The 26,039-nt window shown below is 71.3% G+C and carries 24 protein-coding genes, 3 tRNA genes and 1 pseudogene; 17 read left to right on the top strand and 11 right to left on the bottom strand.

All coding sequences use genetic code 11. From position 1 onward, the window contains the following. Positions 1-53: 53 nt before the first annotated feature. From gyrA to Q7T15_RS09045, 4 genes and pseudogenes are all read left to right on the top strand, one after another. Positions 54-2,624 (top strand): annotated as a pseudogene (gene gyrA / locus Q7T15_RS09060) (DNA gyrase subunit A). A gap of 12 nt (positions 2,625-2,636) precedes the next feature. Continuing rightward, positions 2,637-3,044, top strand: a complete 408-nt coding sequence (locus Q7T15_RS09055; RefSeq protein ID WP_304695471.1) for a DUF3566 domain-containing protein — start codon at positions 2,637-2,639, stop codon at positions 3,042-3,044. Between the two features lie 66 nt (positions 3,045-3,110). Further along, positions 3,111-3,184: transfer RNA gene (locus tag Q7T15_RS09050), tRNA-Ile, on the top strand. Between the two features lie 71 nt (positions 3,185-3,255). Then, positions 3,256-3,328, top strand: a tRNA-Ala gene (locus tag Q7T15_RS09045). Between the two features lie 621 nt (positions 3,329-3,949). Here the strand turns inward: Q7T15_RS09045 and Q7T15_RS09040 are convergent. After that, on the bottom strand, positions 3,950-4,543 hold the full coding sequence (locus tag Q7T15_RS09040; protein ID WP_304695469.1) for a hypothetical protein: 594 nt from the start codon (positions 4,541-4,543) through the stop codon (positions 3,950-3,952). A gap of 126 nt (positions 4,544-4,669) precedes the next feature. Here Q7T15_RS09040 and Q7T15_RS09035 point away from each other — a divergent pair, with 126 nt between their 5' ends. Together Q7T15_RS09035 and Q7T15_RS09030 are read left to right on the top strand one after the other, a co-directional pair. Next, a complete protein-coding gene (locus Q7T15_RS09035; RefSeq protein WP_304695466.1) occupies positions 4,670-5,209 on the top strand; it encodes a peptidylprolyl isomerase in 540 nt (179 codons plus the stop codon). Then, positions 5,209-6,057, top strand: a complete 849-nt coding sequence (locus tag Q7T15_RS09030) for a rhomboid family intramembrane serine protease (RefSeq protein WP_304695464.1) — start codon at positions 5,209-5,211, stop codon at positions 6,055-6,057. The genes Q7T15_RS09035 and Q7T15_RS09030 overlap by 1 nt, the downstream gene beginning before the upstream one ends. 114 nt (positions 6,058-6,171) lie before the next feature. On the opposite strand, the gene Q7T15_RS09025 is transcribed toward Q7T15_RS09030, so the two are convergent. After that, a complete protein-coding gene (locus tag Q7T15_RS09025) occupies positions 6,172-6,411 on the bottom strand; it encodes a cell division protein CrgA (RefSeq protein WP_304695462.1) in 240 nt (79 codons plus the stop codon). Positions 6,412-6,447: 36 nt separating this feature from the next. Here Q7T15_RS09025 and Q7T15_RS09020 point away from each other — a divergent pair, with 36 nt between their 5' ends. Genes Q7T15_RS09020 through Q7T15_RS09010 form a run of 3 tightly spaced genes read left to right on the top strand, consistent with a single transcriptional unit; the run spans position 6,448 to position 8,052 of the window. Further along, on the top strand, positions 6,448-7,242 hold the full coding sequence (locus tag Q7T15_RS09020; protein WP_304695460.1) for a class E sortase: 795 nt from the start codon (positions 6,448-6,450) through the stop codon (positions 7,240-7,242). Then, positions 7,242-7,400 carry a hypothetical protein gene (locus Q7T15_RS09015; RefSeq protein WP_304695458.1) on the top strand — a complete coding sequence of 53 codons (159 nt, stop codon included), beginning with the start codon at positions 7,242-7,244 and terminating at the stop codon, positions 7,398-7,400. Before Q7T15_RS09020 ends, Q7T15_RS09015 begins: the two co-directional genes overlap by 1 nt. 4 nt (positions 7,401-7,404) lie before the next feature. Beyond that, positions 7,405-8,052 (top strand): aminodeoxychorismate/anthranilate synthase component II, encoded by a 648-nt coding sequence (locus tag Q7T15_RS09010; protein WP_304695456.1) that lies wholly within the window; start codon positions 7,405-7,407, stop codon positions 8,050-8,052. A 3-nt stretch (positions 8,053-8,055) separates the two neighbouring features. On the opposite strand, the gene pknB is transcribed toward Q7T15_RS09010, so the two are convergent. The 7 genes from pknB to Q7T15_RS08975 form a co-directional block, all read right to left on the bottom strand. Further along, the gene (gene pknB / locus Q7T15_RS09005; protein WP_304695454.1) at positions 8,056-9,852 is read right to left on the bottom strand and encodes a Stk1 family PASTA domain-containing Ser/Thr kinase; all 1,797 of its coding nucleotides are present in this window, start codon (positions 9,850-9,852) and stop codon (positions 8,056-8,058) included. A gap of 82 nt (positions 9,853-9,934) precedes the next feature. Then, positions 9,935-11,659, bottom strand: a complete 1,725-nt coding sequence (locus Q7T15_RS09000) for a serine/threonine-protein kinase (protein ID WP_304695452.1) — start codon at positions 11,657-11,659, stop codon at positions 9,935-9,937. Next, positions 11,656-13,110, bottom strand: a complete 1,455-nt coding sequence (locus Q7T15_RS08995) for a penicillin-binding protein 2 (protein WP_304695450.1) — start codon at positions 13,108-13,110, stop codon at positions 11,656-11,658. Before Q7T15_RS08995 ends, Q7T15_RS09000 begins: the two co-directional genes overlap by 4 nt. Next, positions 13,107-14,492 carry an FtsW/RodA/SpoVE family cell cycle protein gene (locus tag Q7T15_RS08990; RefSeq protein ID WP_304695448.1) on the bottom strand — a complete coding sequence of 462 codons (1,386 nt, stop codon included), beginning with the start codon at positions 14,490-14,492 and terminating at the stop codon, positions 13,107-13,109. Before Q7T15_RS08990 ends, Q7T15_RS08995 begins: the two co-directional genes overlap by 4 nt. Further along, positions 14,479-15,714, bottom strand: coding sequence for a Stp1/IreP family PP2C-type Ser/Thr phosphatase (locus tag Q7T15_RS08985; RefSeq protein ID WP_304695446.1), 1,236 nt, complete (start codon positions 15,712-15,714; stop codon positions 14,479-14,481). Before Q7T15_RS08985 ends, Q7T15_RS08990 begins: the two co-directional genes overlap by 14 nt. A gap of 4 nt (positions 15,715-15,718) precedes the next feature. Next, positions 15,719-16,282 (bottom strand): FHA domain-containing protein, encoded by a 564-nt coding sequence (locus tag Q7T15_RS08980; RefSeq protein ID WP_304695444.1) that lies wholly within the window; start codon positions 16,280-16,282, stop codon positions 15,719-15,721. Beyond that, positions 16,279-16,983, bottom strand: coding sequence for a DUF3662 and FHA domain-containing protein (locus tag Q7T15_RS08975; RefSeq protein WP_304695442.1), 705 nt, complete (start codon positions 16,981-16,983; stop codon positions 16,279-16,281). The genes Q7T15_RS08980 and Q7T15_RS08975 overlap by 4 nt, the downstream gene beginning before the upstream one ends. Before the next feature lie 131 nt (positions 16,984-17,114). Between Q7T15_RS08975 and Q7T15_RS08970 the strand changes: the two genes are divergently transcribed. The 5 genes from Q7T15_RS08970 to Q7T15_RS08950 all read left to right on the top strand — a co-directional run bounded on the left by Q7T15_RS08970 (position 17,115) and on the right by Q7T15_RS08950 (position 19,881). Further along, a tRNA-Leu gene (locus Q7T15_RS08970) sits at positions 17,115-17,198 on the top strand. Between the two features lie 132 nt (positions 17,199-17,330). Beyond that, positions 17,331-17,870, top strand: coding sequence for a YaeQ family protein (locus Q7T15_RS08965; RefSeq protein WP_304695440.1), 540 nt, complete (start codon positions 17,331-17,333; stop codon positions 17,868-17,870). 24 nt (positions 17,871-17,894) lie between these two features. After that, a complete protein-coding gene (locus Q7T15_RS08960) occupies positions 17,895-18,335 on the top strand; it encodes a GNAT family N-acetyltransferase (RefSeq protein WP_304695438.1) in 441 nt (146 codons plus the stop codon). 38 nt (positions 18,336-18,373) lie between these two features. After that, positions 18,374-18,988, top strand: coding sequence for a helix-turn-helix domain-containing protein (locus Q7T15_RS08955; protein WP_304695436.1), 615 nt, complete (start codon positions 18,374-18,376; stop codon positions 18,986-18,988). After that, a complete protein-coding gene (locus Q7T15_RS08950; RefSeq protein WP_304695434.1) occupies positions 18,985-19,881 on the top strand; it encodes a DMT family transporter in 897 nt (298 codons plus the stop codon). Before Q7T15_RS08955 ends, Q7T15_RS08950 begins: the two co-directional genes overlap by 4 nt. On the opposite strand, the gene Q7T15_RS08945 is transcribed toward Q7T15_RS08950, so the two are convergent. Both Q7T15_RS08945 and Q7T15_RS08940 read right to left on the bottom strand, forming a co-directional pair. Next, complete coding sequence (locus Q7T15_RS08945; protein ID WP_304695432.1) at positions 19,878-20,846, bottom strand: Brp/Blh family beta-carotene 15,15'-dioxygenase; 969 nt, start codon at positions 20,844-20,846, stop codon at positions 19,878-19,880. The two genes, Q7T15_RS08950 and Q7T15_RS08945, sit on opposite strands and share 4 nt — an antisense overlap. Next, the gene (locus Q7T15_RS08940) at positions 20,840-22,192 is read right to left on the bottom strand and encodes a lycopene cyclase family protein (RefSeq protein WP_304695429.1); all 1,353 of its coding nucleotides are present in this window, start codon (positions 22,190-22,192) and stop codon (positions 20,840-20,842) included. The genes Q7T15_RS08945 and Q7T15_RS08940 overlap by 7 nt, the downstream gene beginning before the upstream one ends. Positions 22,193-22,375: 183 nt before the next feature. Between Q7T15_RS08940 and Q7T15_RS08935 the strand changes: the two genes are divergently transcribed. The 3 genes from Q7T15_RS08935 (at position 22,376) to Q7T15_RS08925 (ending at position 25,806) form a co-directional block, all read left to right on the top strand. Beyond that, the gene (locus tag Q7T15_RS08935; protein ID WP_304695427.1) at positions 22,376-22,729 is read left to right on the top strand and encodes a heavy-metal-associated domain-containing protein; all 354 of its coding nucleotides are present in this window, start codon (positions 22,376-22,378) and stop codon (positions 22,727-22,729) included. A gap of 129 nt (positions 22,730-22,858) precedes the next feature. Then, positions 22,859-23,494: a DUF305 domain-containing protein gene (locus tag Q7T15_RS08930; protein WP_304695425.1), complete on the top strand. Its 636-nt coding sequence runs from the start codon at positions 22,859-22,861 to the stop codon at positions 23,492-23,494. A gap of 11 nt (positions 23,495-23,505) precedes the next feature. Further along, complete coding sequence (locus Q7T15_RS08925; protein ID WP_304695423.1) at positions 23,506-25,806, top strand: cation-translocating P-type ATPase; 2,301 nt, start codon at positions 23,506-23,508, stop codon at positions 25,804-25,806. The last annotated feature ends 233 nt before the right edge of the window (positions 25,807-26,039 follow it).

Below are 26,039 nucleotides of genomic sequence, written 5' to 3'. Positions count from 1 at the left end.
GCACCGCCGCTCTGCCGACCCGCACGACGACACGAACCTGAAGGACTGACACCATGGCCGACGACATCACCGACGTCGACGACGTAAGCCCCGGCCCCGGAGGCCGCGTCAATCAGGTCGACCTGCAGCTCGAGATGCAGCGCTCGTACCTCGACTACGCGATGAGCGTCATCGTCGGGCGCGCGCTGCCCGACGTTCGCGACGGCCACAAGCCCGTGCACCGCCGCGTGCTCTACGCGATGTAAGACGGCGGCTACCGCCCCGACAAGGCGTTCTCGAAGTGCTCGCGCGTCGTCGGCGACGTGATGGGCCAGTTCCACCCGCACGGCGACTCGGCGATCTACGACGCCCTCGTGCGCCTCGTGCAGCCGTGGTCGATGCGGTACCCGCTCGCCGCGGGCCAGGGTAACTTCGGCTCGCCCGGCAACGACGGCGCGGCCGCCCCTCGGTACACCGAGACGAAGATGGCGCCGCTCGCGATGGAGATGGTCCGCGACATCGACGAGGACACCGTCGACTTCCAGGACAACTACGACGGGCGCACGCAGGAGCCCGCGATCCTGCCCTCGCGCTTCCCGAACCTGCTCGTCAACGGATCGGTCGGCATCGCGGTCGGCATGGCCACGAACATCCCGCCCCACAACCTCCGCGAGGTCGCCTCGGCCGCCCTGTGGCACCTCGAGAACCCCGAGGCCGACCGCGAGACGCTGCTCGACGCGATCATGCAGCGCGTGAAGGGCCCCGACTTCCCCACGGGCGCGCAGATCCTCGGCGTCAAGGGCATCCACGACGCGTACCGCACGGGCCGCGGCTCGATCACGATGCGCGCGGTCGTGACGGTGGAGGAGATCCAGAACCGCACGTGCCTCGTCATCACCGAGCTGCCGTACCAGGTGAACCCCGACAACCTGGCGATCAAGATCGCCGACCTCGTCAAGGAGGGCAAGCTCGGCGGCATCGCCGACATCCGCGACGAGTCGTCGGGCCGCACCGGCCAGCGCCTCGTGATCGTGCTCAAGCGCGACGCGGTCGCGAAGGTGGTGCTCAACAACCTCTACAAGCACACGCAGCTGCAGGACAACTTCGGCGCCAACATGCTCGCGATCGTCGACGGGGTGCCCCGCACCCTGCCGATCGACGGGTTCATCACCTACTGGGTGTCGCACCAGATCGAGGTCATCGTCCGGCGCACCGCCTTCCGCCTGAAGAAGGCGGAGGCGGACGCCCACATCCTGCGCGGCTACCTGAAGGCACTGGATGCTCTCGACGAGGTCATCGCCCTGATCCGTCGCTCGCCCACGGTGGAGGAGGCTCGCGAAGGGCTCATGCAGCTCCTCGCCGTCGACGAGCTGCAGGCCACGGCCATCCTCAACCTGCAGCTGCGCCGCCTCGCGGCGCTCGAGCGGCAGAAGATCCAGGAGCAGGCGGAGGAGCTCGAGCGGCTCATCGCCGACTACCAGGGGATCCTCGCGAGCCCGGTGCGCCAGCGCTCGATCGTCGCCGACGAGCTCACCGAGATCGTCGACAAGTTCGGCGACGACCGCCGCACCGAGATCATGTTCGGCTTCGACGGCGACATGAGCGTGGAGGACCTGATCCCCGAGGAGGAGATGGTCGTCACCGTCACCCGCGGCGGGTACATCAAGCGCACGCGCAGCGACAACTACCGCTCGCAGCATCGCGGCGGCAAGGGAGTGAAGGGCGCGCAGCTGCGCGCCGACGACGTCGTCGAGCACTTCTTCGTCACGACGACCCACCATTGGCTGCTGTTCTTCACCACGACCGGCCGGGTCTACCGCCTGAAGACGTACGAGATCCAGGAGGCCGGTCGCGATGCGAAGGGCCAGCACGTCGCCAATCTCCTCGCCCTGCAGCCGGGGGAGGAGATCGCGCAGATCCTCGACATCCGCGACTACTCGGCGGCGAAGTTCCTCGTCCTCGCGACCCGCAACGGCCTCGTGAAGAAGACCGCGCTCACCGAGTACGACACGAACCGCTCGGGCGGCATCATCGCGATCAACCTGCGCGACGGCGACGAGCTCGTCTCGGCGATGCTCGCGGAGGAGGAGAGCGACATCCTTCTCATCTCGCGCGGCGGCATGTCGGTGCGCTTCACGGCGAGCGACTCGGCGCTGCGGCCGATGGGCCGCTCGACCTCGGGCGTGCGCGGCATGAGCTTCCGCGGCGATGACCACCTGCTCTCGGCCTCGGTCGTGCACGACGACGGCTACGTGTTCGTCGTCACGGAGGGCGGCTACGCCAAGCGCACCGCTGTCGACCAGTACCGCGTGCAGGGCCGCGGCGGACTCGGCATCAAGGTCGCCAAGCTCAACGACGATCGCGGCGGGCTCGCCGGCGGCATCATCGTGGCGGAGGACGACGAGGTGCTCGTGGTCCTCGCGGGCGGCAAGGTCGTGCGCTCGGCGGTGTCGGAGGTGCCGGCGAAGGGTCGCGACACGATGGGCGTCGTGTTCGCCCGACCGGATGACGACGACCGCATCATCGCGATCGCACGCAACAGCGAGCGAAACCTGGAAGAATCAGACGCCGATACGGCGGAGGTCGAGAACGACTCCGCCACCGACGGAACCGAGACCGCGCCCGCGGCCGAGGCCGGGAAGTAAGGAAGACACCCTGTGAGCACGGTCGCCGAGAAGCTGCAGCGCAAGTCGCAGCGTTCCACCCCCACCAAGCAGGTCCGCCTGAAGCTCGTCTACATCGACTTCTGGTCGGCGGTGAAGCTGTCGTTCCTCATCGCGATGTGCGGCGCGATCGTGCTCGTCGTGGCGACGTTCTTCATCTGGCTCGTCATGCAGTCGATCGGCATCATCGAGGACATCGACTCGGTCTTCGCGGACATCCTCGGCGACGACGCGGCGAGCCTCGCCTCGATCCTGTCGCTCGGCCAGGTGATGCTCTTCGCGATCATCGTCGGCGTTCTCAACGTCGTCGGCGGAACCGCCCTCGGAGCCATCGGCGCGCTCCTCTACAACCTGTCGGTGAAGTTCACCGGCGGCCTGCTCGTGGGCTTCACGAACAACTGAGAGCCGCGCATCCTCGCCGATTTCGGGTGAGGTGACCGGGTCGTGTACAGTCATATCCGGTCTCCCGGGGATATAGCTCAGGCGGTTAGAGCGCTTCGCTGATAACGAAGAGGTCCGAGGTTCAAGTCCTCGTATCCCCACGCGATCGGGCCCCGTGAAGACGGGGCCTTTTTCGTCTCGCGCGGCATCTTCGCTACCCTTGTCACAGTTCGGGGCCTTAGCTCAATTGGTAGAGCGCCTGCTTTGCAAGCAGGAGGTCAGGGGTTCGATTCCCCTAGGCTCCACGTTGTTTGCCTAGCGCGCCGCCGCTGAGCTGGCCTGGCGCGCCGCCGCTCATGCGGCGCGCTGTCCGCTTCGCGACACGAGCGCGGTCGTGATGTTCTGCGTCGCACACCGAAGCCTTTCGCAGGTGCTCCGCTCTGCCGGTCACTGAGCTTCCCGCAGCGCCCTTCGATAAGTGCGGAACGGGTGAATGCCCCTCAGCCGCTCCGCACTTATCGAAGTCTGGGGATCGCGATCGGTGGTCGCGTCAGTCGACCGCCTTCCTCGCGCCTCCTTCCAGAACTACGGAGAGGGTGAAGCGGATTCGGCCGTTCCGTACTTCTGGAAGGGTCCTGGGGGAGCGGAGGGGGCAGGAGCCGCGCGGCAGCCTGCTGAGCGGCGCGCGGTCGACGCGGATCCCACGGGCGGCGCGGATCCCACGGGCGGCGGCTCACGTGCCGAATGCCGACCGCGCTCCACCGCGCCTGACCGCGCCTGACCGAGCCGGACCGCGCCTGACCGCGCCTGCCCGCGCCCGACCGCGCCGGACCGCGTTGCGAGCGAGCCGCCCGCCGCACGACGAAGGGCGCCCACGTGGGGCGCCCTTCGGTGGTGCGGGTGCGCGACGTGCGTCGCGCGGCGGCTCACATCGCCGTCGAGGTCTCCTCCGGCGTGGCCGGCTCGAGGTCGTCGTCGAGGTCGTCCTCGACCCAGAGGTCGTCGTCCGGGCGGAAGGTCTGCCAGGCGGCGTAGGCGATCGCGGCGGCCGCGACCACGCCGAGCCCGATGAGCACGAACGTGCCGGGGCCGGGCGAGCGCTTGACCTCGATGAGCCCGAGACGCTGGCCGGCCTTCGTGGCGATCTCGCTGCTCGTCCGCGACGCGGTGCGGATCGCGTCGCGCAGGTGCTTGTCGCGCGCGACCTCGATGGCGGCGGCGGCCGAGCCGAGCGCTCCGGAGATCGCGGGCAGGATGTCGTCGGTGACGGTCGACTTCGTGGCGTGCGCCGCGTGACGGACGGCGCCGACGCTCGCGTCGATGCCCGGCTGCACCCGGCGCTCGTACGAGTCGCGGACCCGCGGTGCGACGTCCTTGCGGGCGACGACCGTCGCCTGCCGACCCGCATCGCGCAGCACCTTCGACGCGTGGTCGAGCACCTCGCGCTGCTCGTTCCAGACGTTCTCGGCCGCGCCGCGCAGCTTCTTCAGCTCGCGGCGCCGCTTGCGTGACAGCTCCATGCGGTCCTCCCAGGGGTGCGATCGGTAGCGTGCGCCTCCCATCCTGGCACTGCGGGTCCGAGGCCCCAACCCGCGTAGACGTAACGCTCAGGAAGCGCGCGGCGCGCACCGTGGAAGAATGACGGCATGTCGATCCACACCGCAGTCGCCACCGTTCACACCTCGCTCGGCGACATCACGATCAACCTCTACGGCAACCACGCCCCCAAGACCGTCGCGAACTTCGTCGGCCTCGCGACGGGCCAGCTCGAGTGGACCCATCCCGCGACCGGCCAGAAGACGACCGACCCGCTCTACGACGGCGTCATCTTCCACCGCATCATCAAGGACTTCATGCTCCAGGGCGGCGATCCGCTCGGCCAGGGCATCGGCGGCCCCGGCTACGAGTTCGACGACGAGATCCACCCCGAGCTGCAGTTCAGCGAGCCCTTCCTCCTCGCCATGGCCAACGCCGGCAAGCGCGGCGGCCGCGGCACCAACGGCTCGCAGGTCTTCATCACCACGGTCCCCACCCCGTGGCTCAACGGCAACCACACGATCTTCGGCGCCGTCGCCGACCAGTCCTCGCGCGACGTCGTCAAGGCGATCGAGGCCGTCCCGACCGACGGCCGCGACAAGCCCCTCACCGACGTCGTGATCACGGGCATCGAGGTCGTCGAGGTCTGATGAGCGAGGCGGCTTCCGGCGGTCCCGCGCCGGAGGCGGGCGTCAGCGTCTGCTACCGGCACGGCGACCGCCGGAGCTTCGTGCGCTGCCAGCGCTGCGGCCGCGTCATCTGCGGCGAGTGCCAGACCCCGGCAGCGGTCGGGGTGCACTGCCCCGAGTGCACGGCCGCGGCACGGGCATCCGCCCCGAAACAGCGATCGGCGATCGCGCGCGCCTTCCGGCCCGGATCCCGCTCGCCCGTCGTGACCTACACGATCCTCGCGATCACGGTCGCCGTGTTCCTGCTGCAGCAGGTGACCGGCGGGTTCGTCACGCAGCTCCTGCTCTACTGGCCGCCGCTCACGCCGACCGAGCCGTGGCGGATGCTGACCGCCGCGCTCGTGCACAGCGAGAGGTCGCTGTTCCACATCCTGTTCAACATGTACTCGCTCTTCATCCTGGGCCCGCTCCTCGAGGGGCTCATCGGCCGGGCGCGGTTCCTCGCCGTGTACGTGCTCTCCGCCTTCGGCGGCTCGCTCGCGGTGCTCTACCTCGCCCCGGCGCAAGCGGTCGTCGGGGCATCCGGGGCGATCTTCGGGATGCTCGGCGCGTTCTTCATCATCCAGCGACGACTCGGCGGGCGGAGCATGCAGCTCGTCGTCCTCATCGGCATCAACCTCGCGATCGGCTTCGTGGTGCCGGGGATCTCGTGGCAGGCCCACGTCGGAGGCCTCATAGTGGGGGCGCTCGCGGCGCTCATCATGGTGCGCACGCGGCGCGTCGACGAGCGGAAGAAGCAACGAGCGCTGCTGATCGGGCTCGCCGTCGTCCTCGTGCTGACGACGGTCGCGCGCTTCGCCCTCATCTAGGGCCGAGAGTTATCCACAGGCGATTCCACACTGGGGATAGTCACACCGCTGTAGTTCCACCCCCTCTTCGGGGGATGAACGGCCGGTGAACGGAGGGCCGACGGAGGGTGCCGGCTACCGCCAGCGCGTGGTCATGAGGAATCCGATGAACATGATCCCGAAGCCGACCATGATGTTCCACGGGCCGAGGGACGGCACGGGCCACGAGGTCTGGCTCAGGTAGTAGACGATGATCCAGAGCAGACCGACGAGCATGAAGCCGAACATCACGGGCTTGAACCAGACCGGGTTGGGGGCATCCTTGCCGCTGGGGGTCTCGGGGTTCTCTGCGTTGCGAGTGGTTCCACGGGCCATGGGGGACAGTCTAACCGTGCCGCCTACAATGACCGCATGCCCGAGCAGACTCGAACGCGCCCGCGTGCGCGCCGACGCCTCAGCGTCGTCGGAGTGCTCGGCGAGCTGCTCATCACCGTCGGGGTTCTCGTACTGCTCTTCATCGGCTGGTACGTCTGGCTCAATGACGTGATCGTCGGCAGCGAGCAGACGCAGGCGGCGACCGAGCTGCAGCAGGAGTGGGCCGAGCAGTCGCGCGACGAGCGCGGCGGGGCGGGCGAGCCCGCCGAGCCCCCGCCTCCCGTCTACGAGGGGCAGAGCCCCGACTCCGCTCCGGTGCGCTCCGAGCCGGGCGGGGTCAACGAGGCCTTCGCGACGCTCATCGTCCCGCGCTTCGGCACCGACTACGCCCGCACGATCGCCCAGGGCATCGACGTGCGCGACGTGCTGAACAGTCGCCGCACGGGCGTCGGTCATTACCCGGGCACGCAGATGCCGGGCGAGCTCGGCAACTTCGCGATCGCCGCGCACCGCAACGCCAACGGCGCTCCCTTCGGCCGGCTCGTCGACCTCCGCGTCGGCGACCACGTCTACGTCGAGACCGCCGACGGCTGGTACGAGTACACGTTCCGCGGTCTCGAGTACGTCCTGCCGAATCAGGTCGACGTCATCGCGCCCGTGCCCCGCGACGCGGGCGCCGACCCGGCCGAGCGCATCCTCACCATGACGACCTGCAATCCGCTGTTCTCGACCGACGAGCGCGCGATCGCGTACTCGGTGATGACCGCCTGGTACCCGCGCGAGGGCGGCATGCCCGCCGAGCTCAGCGAGCTCGGCCAGGAGGAGGTCTGATGTACGCGGCGCTGTGGCGCGCCCTGCCCGGGCCGGTGTGGCTGCGCCTGCTGATCGTGCTCGTGCTCGTGGCGGGCATCCTGTGGGCTCTCGCCTACGTCGTGTTCCCGTGGGCCGCGGACGTCCTGCTTCCTCAAGACGTGACCGTGGAAGAGTAGAGCCGTGCGCGTTCTCGTCATCGACAACTACGACAGCTTCGTCTACACCCTCGACGGCTACCTGCAGGAGCTCGGGGCCGAGACCGAGGTGGTCCGCAACGACGTCGTCGCCCCCGAGCAGGCCGCCGAGCTCATCGCCGGCTACGACGCCGTGCTCGTCTCGCCCGGCCCCGGGACCCCGGCGGATGCGGGCGTCTCGGTCGCCGTCGTGCGCGCGGCGATCGCGAGCGGCACTCCGCTGCTCGGCGTCTGCCTCGGCCACCAGGCGATCGCCGAGGCCCTGGGCGCGACGGTCACGCACGCCGAGGAGCTCATGCACGGCAAGACGTCGATGATCGAGCACGACGACAGCTCGCTCTTCGTCGACGTGCCCCAGCCGTTCCGCGCGACCCGGTACCACTCGCTCGCGGTCGTCGACGGCACGGTTCCCGACGAGCTCGAGGTCACCGCCCGTACGCCCGGCGGCGTCATCATGGCGCTGCGGCACCGCGAGGCCCCGGTCGTGGGCGTGCAGTTCCACCCCGAGTCGGTGCTCACCGAGGGCGGCTACCGGATGCTCGGCAACTGGCTCGCCGACGCCGGGCTCCCCGGCGCGCGCGAGGCGGCCGCGACGCTCAGCCCGCTCGTCTCCCCGAGCGTGCGCACGAGCTGACGCTCAGCCGTTCCCGCCGCGGCCGTTGCCGTTCCCGTCGCCCGGCCCGCTCGAGTCGTCGATCTCCGTCGTGTCGCCCGTCGACCCGCCCGCGACGCCCGAGCACCACGTGAGCGTGATCTCGGAGTTCTGCGGCTGGTCGCCCGGCGCGAGCGACTGGTTCGTGACGAGCCCGCCCGAGCAGCCGTTGTTGCCCTGCACGCGGATCTGCAGCTGCAGCGGGCTGAGCTGCGCCGTCGCGTCGCCGATCGGGAGGTTCCGCACGTCGGGGACGGTGATGAGGCCCGAGGAGATGACGATCGCGATCGTGTCGCCCTCGCGCACCTCCGCCCCGACGGCGGGGTCGGTGCGGATGACGATGTCCTTGCGGATGTTCGGCGAGTTCTCCGCCGAGATCGTCCCGACCCGCAGGCCCGCCGCCTCGATCGCGGCCTGCGCATCGGCGAGCGACAGCCGGTCGATGTTGGGCACCTGGACGGTCGGCGGCCCGGTGGAGACGTAGACCCGCACCTCCTGGCCGGGCGACACGGTCACTCCGGCCGCGGGCACGGTGCGGAGGATCTGGCCCTCCGGGACGTCGGCGCTCGGCTCGCGGAAGGGATTGGGGGTGAGGCCGTCGTCGATGAGGCGCTGCGCGCCGTCCTCGTAGTCCTGGCCGGCGACATCCGCCACCGCCACCGAGATCGAGGGAGCGAGCTGCGTGCGCTCGAGGTTGAAGGCCCAGAACAGCACGGCCGCGACGACGACGGCGAGCACGGCGATCCCGGCCCAGATCCACGCGACGGGGGGCCGGCTCTGCGTGCGGCTGCGGCGATCGTCGTCGTCGACGCTCAGCTGCCGCATCGCGGCCTCGGTGTCGGAGGTCGCCTGCGGGTTGACGCCGAAGAGCGTGGCGCTGAAGTCGGTGGAGGTGTCGACGCGCTTCGGCGGGACCTGGCCGGCGGCCGCGGCCGCGACGTCCGCGCGGAAGTCGGAGGCGGTCTGGAAGCGCTCGAAGCGGTCCTTCGCGAGGGCGTGGAGCACGACGGCGTCGAGCGCGGGCGAGATCGAGGGGACGATCGTGCTCGGCGCGACGGGCGCCTCGCTCACGTGCTGGTAGGCGACGGCGACGGGGGAGTCGCCGCGGAACGGCGCACGGCCGGTGAGCATCTCGAACAGGACGACGCCCGTGGAGTAGAGGTCGCTGCGGGCGTCGACGGTCTCGCCGCGCGCCTGCTCGGGCGAGAAGTACTGCGCCGTGCCGAGGATCGTGCTCGTCTGGGCGACCGTCGCGGCGGAGTCGGAGACGGCGCGCGCGATGCCGAAGTCCATGACCTTCACCTGGCCGGAGTTCGTGATCATGATGTTGCCGGGCTTGATGTCGCGGTGCACGACGCCGGCGCGGTGCGAGTACTCGAGCGCCGTGAGCACGCCCTCGATGATGCGCGTCGCCTCGGCCGGGTCGACGGGGCCGTCGGCGATGATGTCCTTCAGCAGCCGGCCCTCGACGTGCTCCATGACGATGAACGGCGAGATCGTCTCGCCGCCGCCGGGCTCGGTCACCGACTCCTCGCCGGCGTCGAAGACGCGGACGATCGTGGGGTGGGCCATGCGCGCCGCGGCCTGGGCCTCCTGGCGGAACCGGGTCCGGAAGACGGGGTCGCTCGCGAGGGAGGACTTCAGGAGCTTGACCGCCACGCGGCGGCCGAGCCGGGCATCCGTCGCGATGTGGACGTCGGACATGCCGCCGCGACCGATGAGGGAGCCCAGCTGGTACCGGCCTGCGAGCAGGCGCGCGCTCTGAGCCGTTCCGTCGATCATGCTGTGGGAGTCCTTGCTGTCACCTGGTGCGGTCGCGCCCCAGTGTACGTGGCGTACCCGCGAGCGCCGGGAGCGCCGGGGGTCAGCCCTCGGCGGGGGGCGGCTCCTCGGCGGGGGGCGGCTCCTCGGCCGCGGTGATGGGCACGGCGAGCTCGGCCGAGCGCTCCGACTGGAGGTCGCCGCACAGGGCGGTGTAGGTCACGCGCAGCTGGCCGCTGTCGGCGAGCGTCACGACGAGGGAGGTCGCGCTCGCGGGCAGCGGGTTCGCCTGCGCGGGCGAGCCGCCGACGATCGTGACGTTGTAGCCGTTGAGCGAGTAGCCCGCGGGGCAGCCCGTGTAGGTCGGCCAGCTCAGCGTGACGTCCTCCCCGCCCGGGTACGGCCCCGAGCCGGGGTCGATGGCGAGGCTCGAGGGCGCTTCGGGCGTCGGGATGTCAGTGTAGAAGTACACCGTGATGAGCGTGCCGGGCTGCACCTCGCCGCGGGGGTTCACGCGGTACGAGAGTCCGACCTGGTCGCCGCTCGGGGCGATGTTGCCGTCGACCGCGTCTAGGCGCAGGCCGAGCTGGGCGATCTTGTCCTCGACCGCGGTGCGGGTGAGGCCGACCCACTCCTCCTCGGTGATCACGATCGCCTGCGGGCTGGGGGTCGCAGACGGCGACGTGCTCGGGGTCGTGACGGTCGGCGTCGGCGTCGGCGTCCCCGTCGGGTCCTCGTCGTTCGGCGCGACGAATATCGCGATGAGCGCGCCGACGATGAGGACGAGCAGCAGGCCGATGAGCGCGATGAGCGGCCACGTCCAGGGGGATCGCCGGTTCTCGGTCGTCTCGGTGGTCGTGGTGGCGGATGCGCCCGCGGCTCCGGCGCTCGAGGGCATGACGCGCGTCGCGCCGTCCGCCGCCGACGGCATGACCCGCGTCGCGGCGGTCGCGGCGGCGGCCGCGGCCACTCCGCCGATGCCGGCGACGATCGCCGTGGCGCCCGCGACGTCGCCGCGCCGCAGCGCCTGCGCCGCGCGGGCGAAGTGCTGCGCGGAGGCGGGGCGCTGGTCGGGCTTCTTCGCGATCGCGGAGAACACGAGGTTGCGCACCGGCTCGGGCACGGTGACCGGCAGCTCGGGCGGCTGGTCGTTGATGTGCGACATCGCGATCGCCACTTGCGACTCGCCCGTGAACGGGCGGCGGCCGGCGAGGGCCTCGTAGGCGACGATGCCGAGCGAGTAGACGTCCGTGGAGGGCGAGGCGGGGTGGCCGCTCGCCTGCTCGGGCGAGAGGTACTGCACCGTGCCCATGACCTGGCCGGTCGCCGTGAGCGGCACCTGGTCGGCGATGCGCGCGATGCCGAAGTCGGTGATCTTGACGCGGCCGTCGGGCGTGATGAGCAGGTTGCCCGGCTTGATGTCGCGGTGCACGAGGCCGGCCTGGTGGGCGGCGTGCAGGGCCGAGGCGGTCTGGGCGACGATGTCGAGCACCTGGTCGGTCGAGAGCACGCGCTCGCGCTCGAGCACGGTCGACAGGGCCTCGCCGGGCACGAGCTCCATGACGAGGAAGGCGCTGCCCTCCTCCTCGCCGTAGTCGTAGACGTTCGCGATGCCCTCGTGGTTCACGAGCGCGGCGTGGCGGGCCTCGGCGCGGAAGCGCTCGAGGACGCCCGGGTCGCCGAGGTACTCGTCCTTCAGGATCTTGATGGCGACCGTGCGGCCGATGACGAGATCGGTCGCCTGCCACACCTCGCCCATGCCGCCGATCGCGATCCGGGAGAGCAGCTGGTACCGCCCACCGAAGGTGAGCCCGCTCGTGGGTCTCATCTGTTCAGCACCGCCTCAAGCACAGTCTTCGCAATCGGAGCCGCGACGCGGTTTCCGAAGGCGGTCTGGCCGAAGCCGCCGCCATCCTCGACCACGACCGCGATGGCCACCTGGGGATCATCGGCCGGGGCGAACCCGGTGAACCACAGGGTGTAGGGGGTCTCGCCGCCGTTCTCGGCGGTTCCCGTCTTGCCCGCGACCGCGACGCCCTCAATTGTGGCATTGCTCGCGGCGCCGTTCGCGACGCCGTCGACCATGAGCTGCGTCATGATCGACGCGGTCTCGCGGCTGATGGGCTGGCTGAGCAGCACGGGCTCGTCCTCCTGGACGATCGAGAGGTCGGGCGCGATGACGCGGTCGACGAGCGTCGGCTGCATGAGGTTGCCGCCGTTGGCGATCGCGGCGCTGATCATCGCGATCTGCAGCGGCGTCACGCGAACGTCGTACTGGCCGAAGCTCGAGAGCATGAGCTGCGCCTCGTCGAGGCCGGTCGGGAAGGTGCTCGCCGTGGACCGCATCGGGATCTCGACGCGCGTGCCGAAGCCGAATGCGTCGGCGTAGTCGGCGATCGTGTCCTCGCCGAGCGCGAGGCCGAGCTGCGCGAAGGGGATGTTGCAGCTCAGGCGCAGCGCCGTCGCGATCGTGACGGTCTCGCCGCCGCCGCACGCGCCGCCCTCGGAGTTCGAGATGACGCTCGAGGAGTTCGGCAGCTCGAGGGTCGGCGGGTTCGGGAACTCCGACTCGGGCTCGAACTCGCCGCTGTCGATCGCCGCCGCGGCCATGAGCACCTTGAAGACCGAGCCCGGGAAGTACAGGTCGCCGGCGATCGCGCGGTTCACGAGCGGGTCGTCGGGGTTGTTGATGAGCTCCTCGTACGCGGCGAGCACGGCCTGCGTGTCGTGCGCCGCCAGGCGGTTGGGGTCGTAGGCGGGCTTCGAGACCATCGCGAGGATGCGACCGGTCGCGGGCTCGATCGCGACCACCGACCCCTGCTGGTCGCCCAGGGCATCCCACGCCGCCTGCTGCACGACGGGGTCGACGGTGAGCTCGACCGCCGCGCCGCGCGGGCTCTGACCCGTCACGAGCGCGCCCAGCTGGTCGAGGAACTGCTCGTTCGCGGTTCCGGAGAGGAAGTCGTTGAGCTCGCCCTCGATGCCCGTGTTGCCCTGATTGAGCGTGAAGTAGCCGGTGATCGCGGCGTAGAGCTCGGGCTGCGTGTAGGTGCGGAGGAACTCGTACTGCGTGTCGACCGGCACCGACTCGGCGATCGGGGTTCCGTCGACGAGGATCGGCCCGCGCTCGGCGGAGTAGCTCTCGAAGAGGGTCCGGGAGTTGCGGCCGTCGGCGCGGAGGTCGTCGACGGCGAAGACCTGGATGACGCTCGTCGAGACGAACAGCGCGAGGAACATCGACAGGGCGACGATGCTCACGCGGCGGAGCTCCTTGTTCATTCGTCCACCACCAGTCGCGGCTGGTGCCGAACCTCGTCGGAGAGGCGCAGCAGGAGGGCGGCGATGATCCAGTTGGCGACGAGCGACGAGCCGCCCGCGGCGAGGAACGGCGTCGTGAGGCCCGTGAGGGGGATCACGCGCGTGACGCCGCCGACGACGACGAAGACCTGCAGAACGATGACGAAGGCGAGGCCGACGGCGAGGAGGCGCCCGAAGTCGTCCGTGCCGTTGAAGCCGATGCGGAAGCCGCGCGCGACGAACAGCAGGTAGAGGCCGAGGATGGCGAAGAGGCCGACGAGGCCGAGCTCCTCACCGAGGCTCGCGATGATGTAGTCGCTCTCGGCGAGCGGCGTGATCGTCGGGTCGCCCTGGCCGAGGCCGCGGCCGACGAGCCCGCCGTGCGCCATGCCGAACAGACCCTGCACGAGCTGGTAGCTGCCGCCCTGCGCGTCGTAGACCTCGGGGTTGAACGAGTCGAGCCAGGCGGCGAAGCGGCCCTCGACGTAGGTGAGGGTGCGGCTCGCGATGGCGGCGCCGCCGAGGAAGAGCCCGAGCCCGATGAGCACCCAGCTGAGCCGGCCGGTCGAGACGTAGATCATGACGACGAAGAGGCCGAAGTACAGCAGCGAGGTACCGAGGTCGCGCTGGAAGATCAGGACGCCCATCGCGGCCACCCAGATGATGAGGATGGGCCCGAGGTCGCGCGCCCGCGGCAGCTGCAGGCCGAGGATGCGCCGCCCGGTGAGGGAGAGCGAGTCGCGCGCCGTGACGAGGTATCCGGCGAAGAACACCGCGAGCGCGATCTTCGCGATCTCGCCGGGCTGGAACGTGAAGCCGCCGACCTGGATCCAGAGGCGCGCGCCGTTGAGCGTGAGGCCGATGCCGGGCAGCATCGGCAGGAGCAGCAGCGCGATGCCGACGAACATCGCGACGTAGCGGTAGCGCGCGAGCACGCGGTGATTGCGGATGGCGACGATCACGCCGAGGGCGATGATCATCGCGACGCCCGCCCACACCATCTGCCGCACCGCGAGTCCCTCCCACCCGGAGAGCCCGCGCGCGAGGTCGATGCGGTAGATCATCGCGATGCCGATGCCGTTGAGCGTCGTCGCGATGGGGAGGATGAACGGGTCGGCGTCGCGCGCCACGACCCGCAGCGCGACGTGCATGCCGAGGGCGAGCATCCCGAGGGCGCCCGCCTGCAGGAGGACGCCGACGTCGACGGCGCCGTTCACGCCGAGCTGGACGAGCACGATCGCGGTGGCGCTGATGCCGATCGCGACGAGCAGGAGGAAGAGCTCGAGGTTGCGCAGCTTCGACGGCTGCCGAACGGTGATCGCGATCGACTTCGTGAAGGTCGGGAGGCTGTCAGTCGGCGGCACGCTCGAGCCTCTCGATGATCGACAGGGCGTCCTGCAGGTCGTCGGCGTTGATGGTCGCCTCGACCGTCTGCCGGCTGAACGGGGGGAGGTCGTCGAGCGCGATGTCGGTCTCGCGGTAGACGCTCGAGAGCGGGATCGGCCCGATGCCCTGCTGCACGCCCTGGAAGATCGCGACATTGCCGTCGACGACGCCGACGTAGTAGCGCGACTGCGTGTAGCGGTATCCGGCGACGGCCGCCGTCACGAGCAGGGCGACGATGAGGAGGATGCCGACCGACCACGTGATGCGGCGGCGGATGCGACGGCGGCGATCCTCGGCTATGAGCTCGCGGAGGAACTCCTCGCTCTCGGGCTCGAAGTGCTCGTCCTCGGCGACGCTCGTCATGAGCGGGTGCAGCAGCAGGGCCGGCAGGCGCACGCCGCGGCGCGAGGTGTCGACCTCGAAGGTGAGGGGGGCCCCGGCCGAGCCGACCATGACGGGCTCGCTCGTCGCGCTCGAGGGGCCGTCGTCGACGCCGACGAGGACGACGGTCACGTTGTCGGGAGCGCCGTGGTCGAGGCTCTCGTCGATGAGCGCCTGGCCCGCGACGGCGGCGTCGGACTGCCCGGCGAGGATCTCGGCGATCTTCTCCTCGGTCACGTACCCGCTCAGCCCGTCGGAGCACAGCAGCCAGCGGTCGCCGGGCTCGGTCTCGAGCACCATGGTGTCGATCTCGGGATTGAGGTCGACGTCGCCGAGGACGCGCATGAGCACCGAGCGGCGCGGGTGGACGGCGGCCTCCTCGGGCGTGATGCGGCCGCTGTCGACGAGGCGCTGCACGAAGGTGTGGTCCTTCGTGATCTGCTCGAGCTCGCCGCCGCGGAACCGGTAGATGCGCGAGTCGCCGATGTGGGCGACGACGACCTTGTCGCCGACGCGGATGAGCCCGCTGACGGTCGTGCCCATGCCGGTGAGCTCGGGGTGCTCGAAGACGGTCTCGGCGAGCTCCTGGTTGGCCTCCAGGAGCGCCTGGCTCAGCACCTGCTCGGCCTCGTCGACCGAGTCGTACGCCCGATCGGTGTGGGCGATCGCCTGGATCGCGAGCGCGGAGGCGACGTCCCCTCCCGCGTGGCCGCCCATCCCGTCGGCGACGACGAAGAGGTGCTCGCCGGCGTAGCCCGAGTCCTGGTTGTTGGCTCGGATCTTTCCGACGTGCGAGAGGGCGGCTGTGCGGCTCGTCATCGGCCTACCGTCGCAGCTCGAACGTCGTCGTCCCGATGCTGACGGGGGTGTTCAGGGGCACGGGGGTGGGGATGCTGACGCGCTTGCCGTTCAGGAAGGTGCCGTTGGTCGAGTCGAGGTCCTGGATCATCCACTGGTCGCTCCACAGCATGAGGCGCGCGTGGTGGGTCGAGGTGTAGTCGTCGCGGATGACGAGGCCGGAGTCGGCGGAGCGGCCGATCGTGAGCTGGTCCTCGCCGAGCTCGAGCTCCATGCCCTCCTTCGCGCCGGAGGTGATGACGAGGCGGCGGGCGACGGGCTCGTCGGCGACCTCCTGCGCGGTGGGCGTCGGGGCCGCGGCGGCTGGGGGCGCGATCGCCTCGGTGCGGGCGGTCGCGCTTCCGGCGGCAGCGGGGGCCGGTGCGGGGGCAGGCGGGGCGGATGCTGCGCTCGCGCCGTTCTGCGCGGGCAGTCGGCGCACCTTCTGCCCGAAGAGATCGCTGCGCAGGGCGTAGACGATGGCGAAGACGAACGCCCACAGCAGGATGAGGAACCCGATGCGGAGGATGAGGAGGGTGAGTTCGCTCATCGTGGTCCCCCTCGGGTGCTTCCGCCTCTCGGCGGCTCGGACTGGGCGAGCACCCGGAAGAGGATGCGGGTGCGCCCGATCTGGATCACGCTATCGGGCGGCAGGGCGGCCTGGGTGAACGGCTCCCCATTGAGGAGCGACCCGTTGGTGGAGCCGAGGTCGTTGACCTGGCCGCGCGTGCCGTCCCAGAGGATCTCGATGTGCTTGCGGCTCGTGCCCGAGTCGTCGAGCGTGATGTCGGCCTCGGAGCCGCGGCCGACGATCGTGCGCGAGGTCATGAGCGGGTAGCGCTTGCCCTCGATGTCGAGGACGGGGTTCCAGACCACGGCGCCCTTGATGGTGTGCGAGTCGACCTGGATGACGCCCTCGGAGAGGCTCTCGTCGGCCTGCAGCGTGATGCGGATGCCGCCGGGGAACGTGTAGCGCTGCGCGGTCGCGTGCTTCTGCACGAGCTGGGTGAGCTCGTCGGTGAGCGATTCGCCGAGCGAATCCATGCGCTGCTTATCGGCGGGGGAGAGCCGGACGGTGAGGTCGTTGGGGGCGAGGATGCGGTCGCGGGAGACGACGGCGGCCTTCGTGTCGAGCTCGCGTCGGAGCGCGGCGGAGATCTCGAGCGGCTGCACGCCGCTCTTGAAGGTCTTGGCGAACGCGCCGCCGACGGCGCGCTCGAGACCGCGCTCGAAGCTGTCGAGAAGCCCCACGGCAAGCGTCCTTCCCTGGCAGTTGACCTTCTGAGGATAGTGGGGTGCTCTGAACGGCGCCCCCACCGCGCCTTCTCGCCGGTACGCGCTGTGATAATCTCGCTGGGCTGGCGGGGTTTCCACCCCGCCTCGCGCGAGTGGCGGAATTGGCAGACGCGCTGGCTTCAGGTGCCAGTGCCCTTACGGGCGTGGGGGTTCAAGTCCCCCCTCGCGCACGCGGCCCTCTCTCATCGAGAGGTTCGGTGCGCGGATGAACGGCCCCGGTCCTCGGATCGGGGCCGTTTCGCGTCTCCCGGCGCGTCCGGGGGTGAATGCGCGGGCCGCGGCGACCCGTAGGCTCGAGCACCATGGCAGCCGGCGCAGTGATGCACACGTTCACGGGGTCGCTCGCCGACGTCGACCGAGGCGTGTACGAGGAGCTCTCGCTGCGGGTGGCGCGGCACCCGTCCGAGACCGACTCCTACATGCTCGTGCGCGTGCTGGCCTTCTGCCTCGAATGGGATGAGGGTGCTCAGTTCAGCGAGGGCGTCTCGGCGGTTGACGAGCCCGCAGTGGTCATCCGTGACCGCAGCGGACTGCTGACCGGCTGGATCGAGGTGGGCGCGCCCGACGCCGATCGGCTCCATCGCGGCAGCAAGCTCGCCGAGCGCACCGCGATCTACACGCACCGCGACCCCGCGAAGGTGCTCGCGCTGTGGGCGGGCAAGAAGATCCACGACGCCGAGCGCATCAGCCTCTACAGCTTCGACCCCGGCTTCATCGACGACGCGACGAGCGCGCTCGAGCGGCGCAACACCCTCACGGTCTCGGTCACCGAGCAGCAGCTGTACCTCGAGCTGAACGGGTCGACGTTCAGCACGGCGATCCACGAGCATCCGCTCGCCTGACGCGCTTTCTGGTTCAGTGGTCGCATGGATGTCCGCGAACTGTCCGATGACGACTGCCGCCTCGCGCACGCGGCGATGCGCGAGCTGCGGCCGCAGGTCGGCGACGAGCCCGCATTCGTCGCGCGCGTGCGGAGCCAGTTCGCGCAGGGCTACCGGCTGATCGGCGCATTCGACGGCGAGCACGAGCACGCCGTGTCGGTCGCGGGGTTCCGCGTCGAGGAGAAGCTCGCGTGGGGGCGGCACGTCTACATCGACGACCTGTCGACGCTGCCCGACGGGCGCGGCAAGGGCGGCGCGACGGCGCTCCTGCGCTGGATCGACGCGCTCGCGGCGGCGGAGGGCATCGTCGAGGTGCACCTCGACTCGGGCGTGCAGCCCGAGCGGCAGGCCGCGCACCGCCTTTACTTCGCCGAGGGGTACCGCATCAGTTCGTACCACTTCCAGAAGGCGCTGACCCCAGGCTGAGCATCCGTCTGCACAGATAGTGCAGTATTCTGCACTACATGGAAGACGAGATCAGCGGCCTCGCGGTCGCCATCGGCGCGCGCGTGCGCCACGAGCGCCAGGCGCGGCAGTGGACGCTCGACCAGCTCGCCGACGCCGCCGGCGTCAGCCGCCGCCTGCTCGTGACGGTCGAGCAGGGCGCCGCGAACCCGAGCCTCGGCACGCTGCTCAAGCTCAGCGAGGCGCTCGGGGTGGGGCTTCCGGTACTCGTCGAGCCGCCGACGCGCGCCGCGGCGACCGTGACGCAGGCGGGATCCGGCGCCGTGCTCTGGAGCGGCGACCACGGCGGTCGCGGCGTGCTCGTCGCGAGCGCGACCCTGCCCGACGCCTTCGAGCTGTGGGAGTGGACGCTCGAGGCGGGCGAGCGACACGACTCCGAGGCGCACACGCCGGGCACGCGCGAGCTCCTGCACGTTCTCGAGGGCGCGCTCTCCGTGACGGTCGACGGCGTCGCCCACGAGCTGACGGCGGGGGATGCCGTGGCGTTCGCCGGCGACGTCGCTCACGCATACGCCGCGTCCGGCTCCGATCGCTCGCGATTCTCCCTCGCCGTGTACGAGCCGGCCGGCGGCGGCGCACGACCCGGCGCGCACGCGACAGCGAGCGGCTCATGACGCGCGTTCCGCCGTGGAGCTTCGCCGTGCTCGCCATGTTCTCGGTGCAGCTCGGCTCCGCGCTCTCGGTCGGGCTCATCGACGAGGTCGGCGCGGCCGGCACCGCGTGGTTGCGGCTCAGCATGGGGGCGATCGTCTTCCTGCTCATCGCGCGGCCGCGGCTCGCGGCGATCCGTCGCGCCGACGTGGTGCCGTTGCTGGCTTTGGGGGTCGCCACCGGCCTCATGACAGTGTTCTTCCTCGCCGCGCTCGAGCGCATCCCTCTCGGCACGGCGGTCGCGATCGAGTTCCTCGGCCCGCTCACCGTCGCGGCGGTGCGCAGCGGAGGCCGTCGCGCGCTCGTGTGGCCGATCGTCGCGTTCTCCGGCGTCGTGCTGCTGACCGAGCCGTGGCTCGGCGAGATCGACCTGCTCGGAGTGCTGTTCGCGGCGCTCGCCGGCATCGGCTGGGGCACGTACATCCTCTACACGCAGCGCATCGGCGACCGATTCGACGGCATCCAGGGGCTCGCCCTCACGATCCCGGTCGCGGCGCTCGCCGCGGCGGTCGTCGGCGTGCCGCAGGCGTGGGGGCAGATCGACGGCGCGGTGCTGCTCATCGCCCTCGGCCTCGCGCTGCTGCTGCCCGTGCTGCCGTTCGCGCTCGAGATGCTCGCCCTCCGCCGCATGACCCACACCGCGTTCGGCACGCTCATGGCCGTCGAGCCCGCGATCGGGCTCGTGCTCGGCCTGCTGATCCTCGCCCAGTCGCCGTCGGCGGTGCAGGTCGTCGGCATCGTCATCGTCGTGCTCGCGGGAGCGGCGGCCCAGCGCGGCGGTCGGCGTTCCGTCGACGGGGCGGATGCTCGGCCTCCCGCTCGCGACGGCGATCAGCTGCCCGAGCTCATCGGCTAGGGCTGCGCGGCCGCCTGCTCGTCTCGCCGCAGCGCCCGGTCGCCGAGGCCGACGAGCACCATGTGCGGCACGGTGAGCGCCGCGAGACCGATGAAAACGACGCGGAGGAGCTGATCGTCGAGGCTCGCGGTTCCGGCGGTCGCGGCGAGGAAGATGCCGGCGGCGATGAGCGGGATGACCGTGTACGCGACGACGACCAGCGCCGTCAGGCGGCGGGGCTGCGCTCTCTCCTCGGCGAAGCCCTCGCGCAAGTGACGAGCGCTGTGCAGCGTGCAGAAGTAGACGATGAAGAACACGAGGGGCGGCGTCGTGAGGGCGAGCAGCGCGACGAGGCCGAGCTCGACGGCCTCGTGCGGGGCGCGTCGGGCGGCGAGGACCGCGAGCACGAGGAGCAGGACGAGCAGCGGCAGACCCAGCGCGGCCTGCGCCGCGGCGACCGAGCGGGCGCCCTCCCCGGCGAGGGTCGCGTAGAGGCCGGCCACGGCATCCTCGTCACGGAACGCCGGGAACGACAGGAGCGCCGCGCCCGCGAGAGCGCGGGGCGCGGGCGAGCGCTCGCGCATCCAGTCGCCGCCGAAGTGCACCGCGGAGACGACGAGGAAGAGCACGAGGCTCGGCACCGGAGCGACGATCCACAGCATGACGACCGCGACCGCGAGCCCCGAGTAGACGAGATTGAAGGCGCCTAAGCTCAGCGGACCGCGCCACAGCCCGAGGCGACGGGCGATGAGCGGGTCGAGGGCTCCGTGCGGCATGCCGAGCACGGCGGCGAGGATCGCGATCGCGGCGATCTGCACGACGAGCGGCGGCTCGGGGTCGGCGAGGAGGAACGCCAGGATCGTCGCGAGGGCCGTCGCGGTGAAGAGGTAGGTCTCGCGCGGGGCGCGGGGGTGGGGGCGCATGCCCGGGGCGGCGTCGCCGGCGTTCGCGGCGGTCGGGCTCGCGGTCGCCGTCTCCGTCACCACGCGACCTGCTCGAGCGCGTCGCCGGTCGGCTCGGGCGCTGCGGGGCGCGCGGCGGGGTGCCGCGACGGCACGGCGGAAGGGGCAGCGGCCGGCGCTCGCCGGATGCGCGGGAGCGCCCGCACGAGGTCGGGGCGCCGCGCCGAGCTCGTCGCGAGCGCGCGCGAGCGGTCGGGCAGCTGCGCGAGGAACGGCAGCAGCGGCAGGCTCGCGATGATCGCGAGCAGGTCGCTCAGCCGCGCGCGGTCGGTGAGGAAGCGCAGCAGTCGGGCTGGCGCGACGCCGCGCGCCATCGCGGCGAAGTAGTCGGCGGTGCGATCGAGGTGCGCGCGGAGGGCTTGGAGGAAGATGCGGTCCATCTGGCGGCGGACGAACGGCTCGGGCGGGTGGCCGACCGGAGCCTCACCCCGCGCGAGACCGTCGGCGCAGTCGCGGGCCCAGGCCTGGATGCGCGCGAACCCGTAGCCGGAGGCGTCGCGGAGGGCGCCGCCCGCCGCACCCGCGACGACGACCCCGGGGATGCTCGGCGTCGCGTCGGCGGCCCCGCTCGGCACGCGGCCCATCGGGAGCACGCCGCCCTCCTCGCGGAGGACGCGGACGTGGGGGGCGCCGAGGGGCGCTCCGAGGGAGGCGAGCGCGGCGTCGCGCCCGGCGCGCACCACGGAGGCGCGCAGCGGGGCGGGGGAGAAGCGCGTCCACTCGACGAGGGCCGTGGTCGCGGACAGCGGGAGGACGTAGACGAAGCCGAGGCCGTCGGCGTCGGCGCGCATCCCCGTCATGAGGCCCACGGCGCCGGGCTCGATGCCGAGCGCGGCGAGGTCGAGCGCGCCGCCGTGGTCGATCTCGACGCCCGAGAAGCACTGGAAGAGCAAGGCGGCGGTGCGGCGCGGGCGCGTGTCGACGACCCAGCGGGCGGTGAGGTCGCCGGCCGTCGTGCTCACGACGACCCCCTCGCCCTCGGCCGGATCGAGGGCGCGCAGCGAGCCCGCCGCGACGCCGAGGCGCAGCTCGACCGTCGGGCTCGCGTCGATGAGCGCGCGGCAGCGAGCGTAGAAATCGGTGCCGCGGATGTACTGGTACGTCATGCCGTCGACGCCGTGCGCGTGGGCGGGGCCGCTCTCGGCCTGGTACGCCCACGTGCTCCACTCGCGGTGGACGATCGACCGCAGCTCGTGATCGGGCCCCGCCCAGAAGCACCACGAGCGGTCGTCGGCGTAGTCGGTGCGGGCATCCACCGCGATCACCCGGAGCCCCGAGTCGCCCGCCGCGAGCCGCGCCGCGAGCGCGAGCCCCGCGCAGCCCGCGCCAAGGATCACGAGGTCGGCGTCGTGCGCGCGCGTGCGAGGCAATCCGGGCTCCGTCGCTCAGAGAGAACGGCGCCCAGGGCAAGCGCCGACATCGCGACGCTAAGCACGATTGCTGGATGCTCGCCGCGGGTTCGATGCCGATTGACTGACCGTCCGCTCCTGGTTCGGCGGGTCGAGCGGGGGATCGGCTTCACGTACCCCCATGGGGTATGCGACACTGGTCGTATGGAGACCAACGACATGACTCGACTCAACCTGCTCGGCGACTCCGCGTCCGCGAGCGGCGGCGGATGCTGCGGAGGCGGCGCGTGCGGCTGCGGCCACGGCGCTGCCGAGGCCCCCGCGACGGCCGACGCGACGGCCGCGGTCGACGCGAACGAGTACCTCGTGACCGGCATGACCTGCGGCCACTGCGTCGCGAGCGTCAGGGAGGAGGTCGGCGCCGTCGATGGCGTGCAGGCCGTGGAGGTCGCGCTCGTCAAGGGCGGCGCCTCGCGCGTGACCGTGCAGTCGGCCGGCCCGATCGACGAGGCGAAGATCCGCGCCGCGGTCGAGGAGGCGGGCTACCAGCTCGCCTGATCGCTCACATGACCGGCCCTCGTGCCGCGCCCACTGCGGCTGCGGAACGGGGGCCGTCGTCATTCATCCGGGCGGGGTTGTAATACCCCCCCGGGGTATGCGATACTTGTCGCGACAGGGAGGCCTCTCATGACTCGCACGACCATCGCTCGACCCGCTCGCCGCCGCGCATCCGTCGTCGCCGCGATCGCCGGCACCGCCGCTCTCGCGCTCGCCCTCGCCGGGTGCGCGACCGTCAACACGGGCGGCTCGACCGGCCCGGGCGGGATGCCCTTGGGCGACCTGCCCGACGGCGTCAACCAGGCCGACGCCATGTTCACGATGATGATGATCCCCCACCACGAGCAGGCCATCGAGATGAGCGAGCTCGTGCTCGGGCGCGACGACATCGACCCCGAGATCGTCGAGCTCGCCGAGCAGATCATCGCCGCGCAGGATCCCGAGATCGAGCTCATGGAGGAGTGGCTCGACGAGTGGGGCGTGCCGACCATGCCCGGTGGCGGTCACGGCGGCCACGACGGCGGCGACGGCCCCGGCGGCATGATGAGCGACGACGACCTCGAGGCCATCGAGGAGGCCGAGGGCGACGAGGCCGAGCGCCTCTACCTCGAGGGCATGGTCGAGCACCACGAGGGCGCGATCGACATGGCGCAGGACGTCCTCGACGACGGCGAATCGACCGAGGTCGCCGAGCTCGCCGAGACCATCATCGAGACCCAGCAGGTCGAGATCGACGCGATGAACGACCTGCTCGCCGAGCGCTGAGGAGCCCCCGCATGACTCTCACCGATTCCTCCGCGGCGCCGACCGCCGCCCCCGAGCTGCAGCTCGACCTCGTCGGCATGACGTGCGCCTCATGCGCCAACCGCATCGAGCGCGGGCTCAACAAGGTGCCCGGCGTCGAGGCGACCGTCAACTACGCGACCGAGAAGGCGACCGTGCGGGTCGCTCCGGATGCCGACGGGCAGCTCGATGCCTCCGTGCTCATCGCAGCGGTGGAGAAGGCCGGGTACCAGGCGAGCGTGACGGCGCCGCGTGTCGCGAGCGGGGCATCCGCCCCCGCATCGGGCGAGGCCGGCGCCGCCGGCGACGCCCGCCCCGACGCGCTCGCCGCCCTGCGTCAGCGGCTCATCATCTCGGCCGTGCTCACGGTGCCCGTGCTGCTCATGTCGATGATTCCGCCGCTGCAGTTCACGTACTGGCAGTGGCTCGCGCTCACCCTCGCGGCGCCCGTCGCGGTGTGGGGGGCGTGGCCGTTCCACCGAGCGGCCGCCGTCAACGCGCGGCACGGCAACGCCACGATGGACACCCTTATCTCGCTCGGCGTCTCGGCGGCCTTCCTGTGGTCGCTGTACGCGCTGTTCCTCGGCGAGGCCGGCATGCCCGGCATGACGATGACGCTCCAGCTCTTCGGAACCCCCGAGACCGGCGCGCACGAGATCTACCTCGAGGTCGCCGCGGCGGTGACGGTGTTCATCCTGCTCGGGCGGTACCTCGAGGCGCGCGCGAAGCGCGAGTCGGGGGCGGCGCTCAACGCGCTGCTCGACCTCGCCGCGCGCGACGCCTCGGTGCTGCGCGACGGCGTCGAGGTGAAGGTGCCCGTCGACCAGCTGCAGGTCAACGACCGCTTCGTCGTGCGCCCGGGCGAGAAGATCGCGACCGACGGCGTCGTCGTCGAGGGCGTCTCGTCGGTCGACGCGTCGCTGCTCACGGGCGAGTCGGTGCCGGTCGACGTCGAGATGGATTCGCGCGTCGTCGGCGGCACCGTCAACGTCTCGGGCCGCATCGTCGTCGAGGCCTCGCGCGTCGGCGCCGACACCGAGCTCGCGCGCCTCGGCCGCCTCGTCGAAGAGGCGCAGACGGGCAAGGCCGAGGTGCAGCGCCTCGCCGACCGCGTCTCGGGCATCTTCGTGCCCGTTGTCATCGGCCTCGCGCTGCTCACCCTTCTCGGGTGGGTTATCTTCACCGGGTCGATCGAGCTCGGCTTCACGGCCGCCGTCGCGACCCTCATCATCGCGTGCCCGTGCGCGCTCGGACTCGCGACCCCGACCGCGCTCATGGTCGGCACGGGGCGCGGCTCGCAGTTGGGCATCCTGATCAAGGGGCCCCAGGTTCTCGAGCGCACCCGCCGCATCGACACGATCGTGCTCGACAAGACGGGCACCGTGACGACGGGGCGGATGTCCGTGACGGCGGTCGTGCCGGCTGCCGGGTTCTCTGCGTCGTCGCTTCTGTCGCTCGCCGCGGCCGCGGAGGAGGGCAGCGAGCACCCGCTCGCTCGCGCGGTCGTCGACCACGCGCGGTCGACCGGGGTCTCTCTGCCCGCCGCTGAGGGTTTCGCGTCGCACGCCGGTCTGGGCGTGACGGCCGTCGTCGACGGGCGCTCGGTGGCGATCGGGCGTGCTGCGTGGCTGGAGTCGGAGTGGGCGATCACGGTACCTGCTTCGGCACTGTCGTCGTTCGAGGCGGAGGGCGCGACGCCCATCGCCGTCGCGATCGACGGAGCCTTCGCCGGCGTCATCGTTCTCGCCGACACGCTCAAGCCGGAGGCGGAGCTCGCGGTCACGCGACTGCGCGACCTGGGGCTCGACGTCGTGCTGCTGACGGGAGACAACGAGGGTGCGGCGTCGGTCGTCGCTGATCGCCTCGGAATCGACGAGGTGCACTCGGGAGTGATGCCAGCGGGGAAGCTCGACGTCATCCGCGAGCTGCAGGCGCACGGGCACGTCGTCGCGATGGTCGGCGACGGGGTCAACGATGCGGCGGCGCTCGCCGCGGCCGACCTGGGCATCGCGATGGGCAGCGGGACCGACGCCGCGATCGCGGCCTCCGACCTCACGATCGTGTCGGGAGACCTGCTCGTCGTGGCCGACGGCATCCGCCTCGCCCGACGCACGCTGCGCACGATCATCGGCAACCTGTTCTGGGCGTTCGGGTACAACGTCGCGGCGATCCCGGTCGCGATGCTCGGGCTGCTCAACCCGCTGCTCGCGGGGCTCGCCATGGCGTTCTCGAGCGTGTTCGTGGTGACGAACTCGCTGCGGCTGCGCGGGTTCACGACGCTGCCGCGGCCGTAGAGCGGGGCGCGTCGGGCGGTCGGGTGGTCGGGCGGGCGGGGTCTCGCCGGGCGGGGCCCGCGCCCGCCCGGCGTTTCCGCATTCCGTGGCCCTGCCTTCCAGAAGTACGGAGCGGGCGAATCGCGCTCACGCACTCCGTAGTTTTGGAAGGGGCGGCGACCCGGGTCTGACCTCCTTCGATAAGTGCGGAGGGGGTGAGCGGTACTCGCCCGTTCCGCACTTATCGAAGCGTG

Source organism: Microcella sp., from assembly GCF_030645145.1.
GTDB lineage: Bacteria > Actinomycetota > Actinomycetes > Actinomycetales > Microbacteriaceae > Microcella.
Note: the sequence above shows the minus strand (reverse complement) of the source record. Positions and strands in the feature narration are given on the sequence as shown.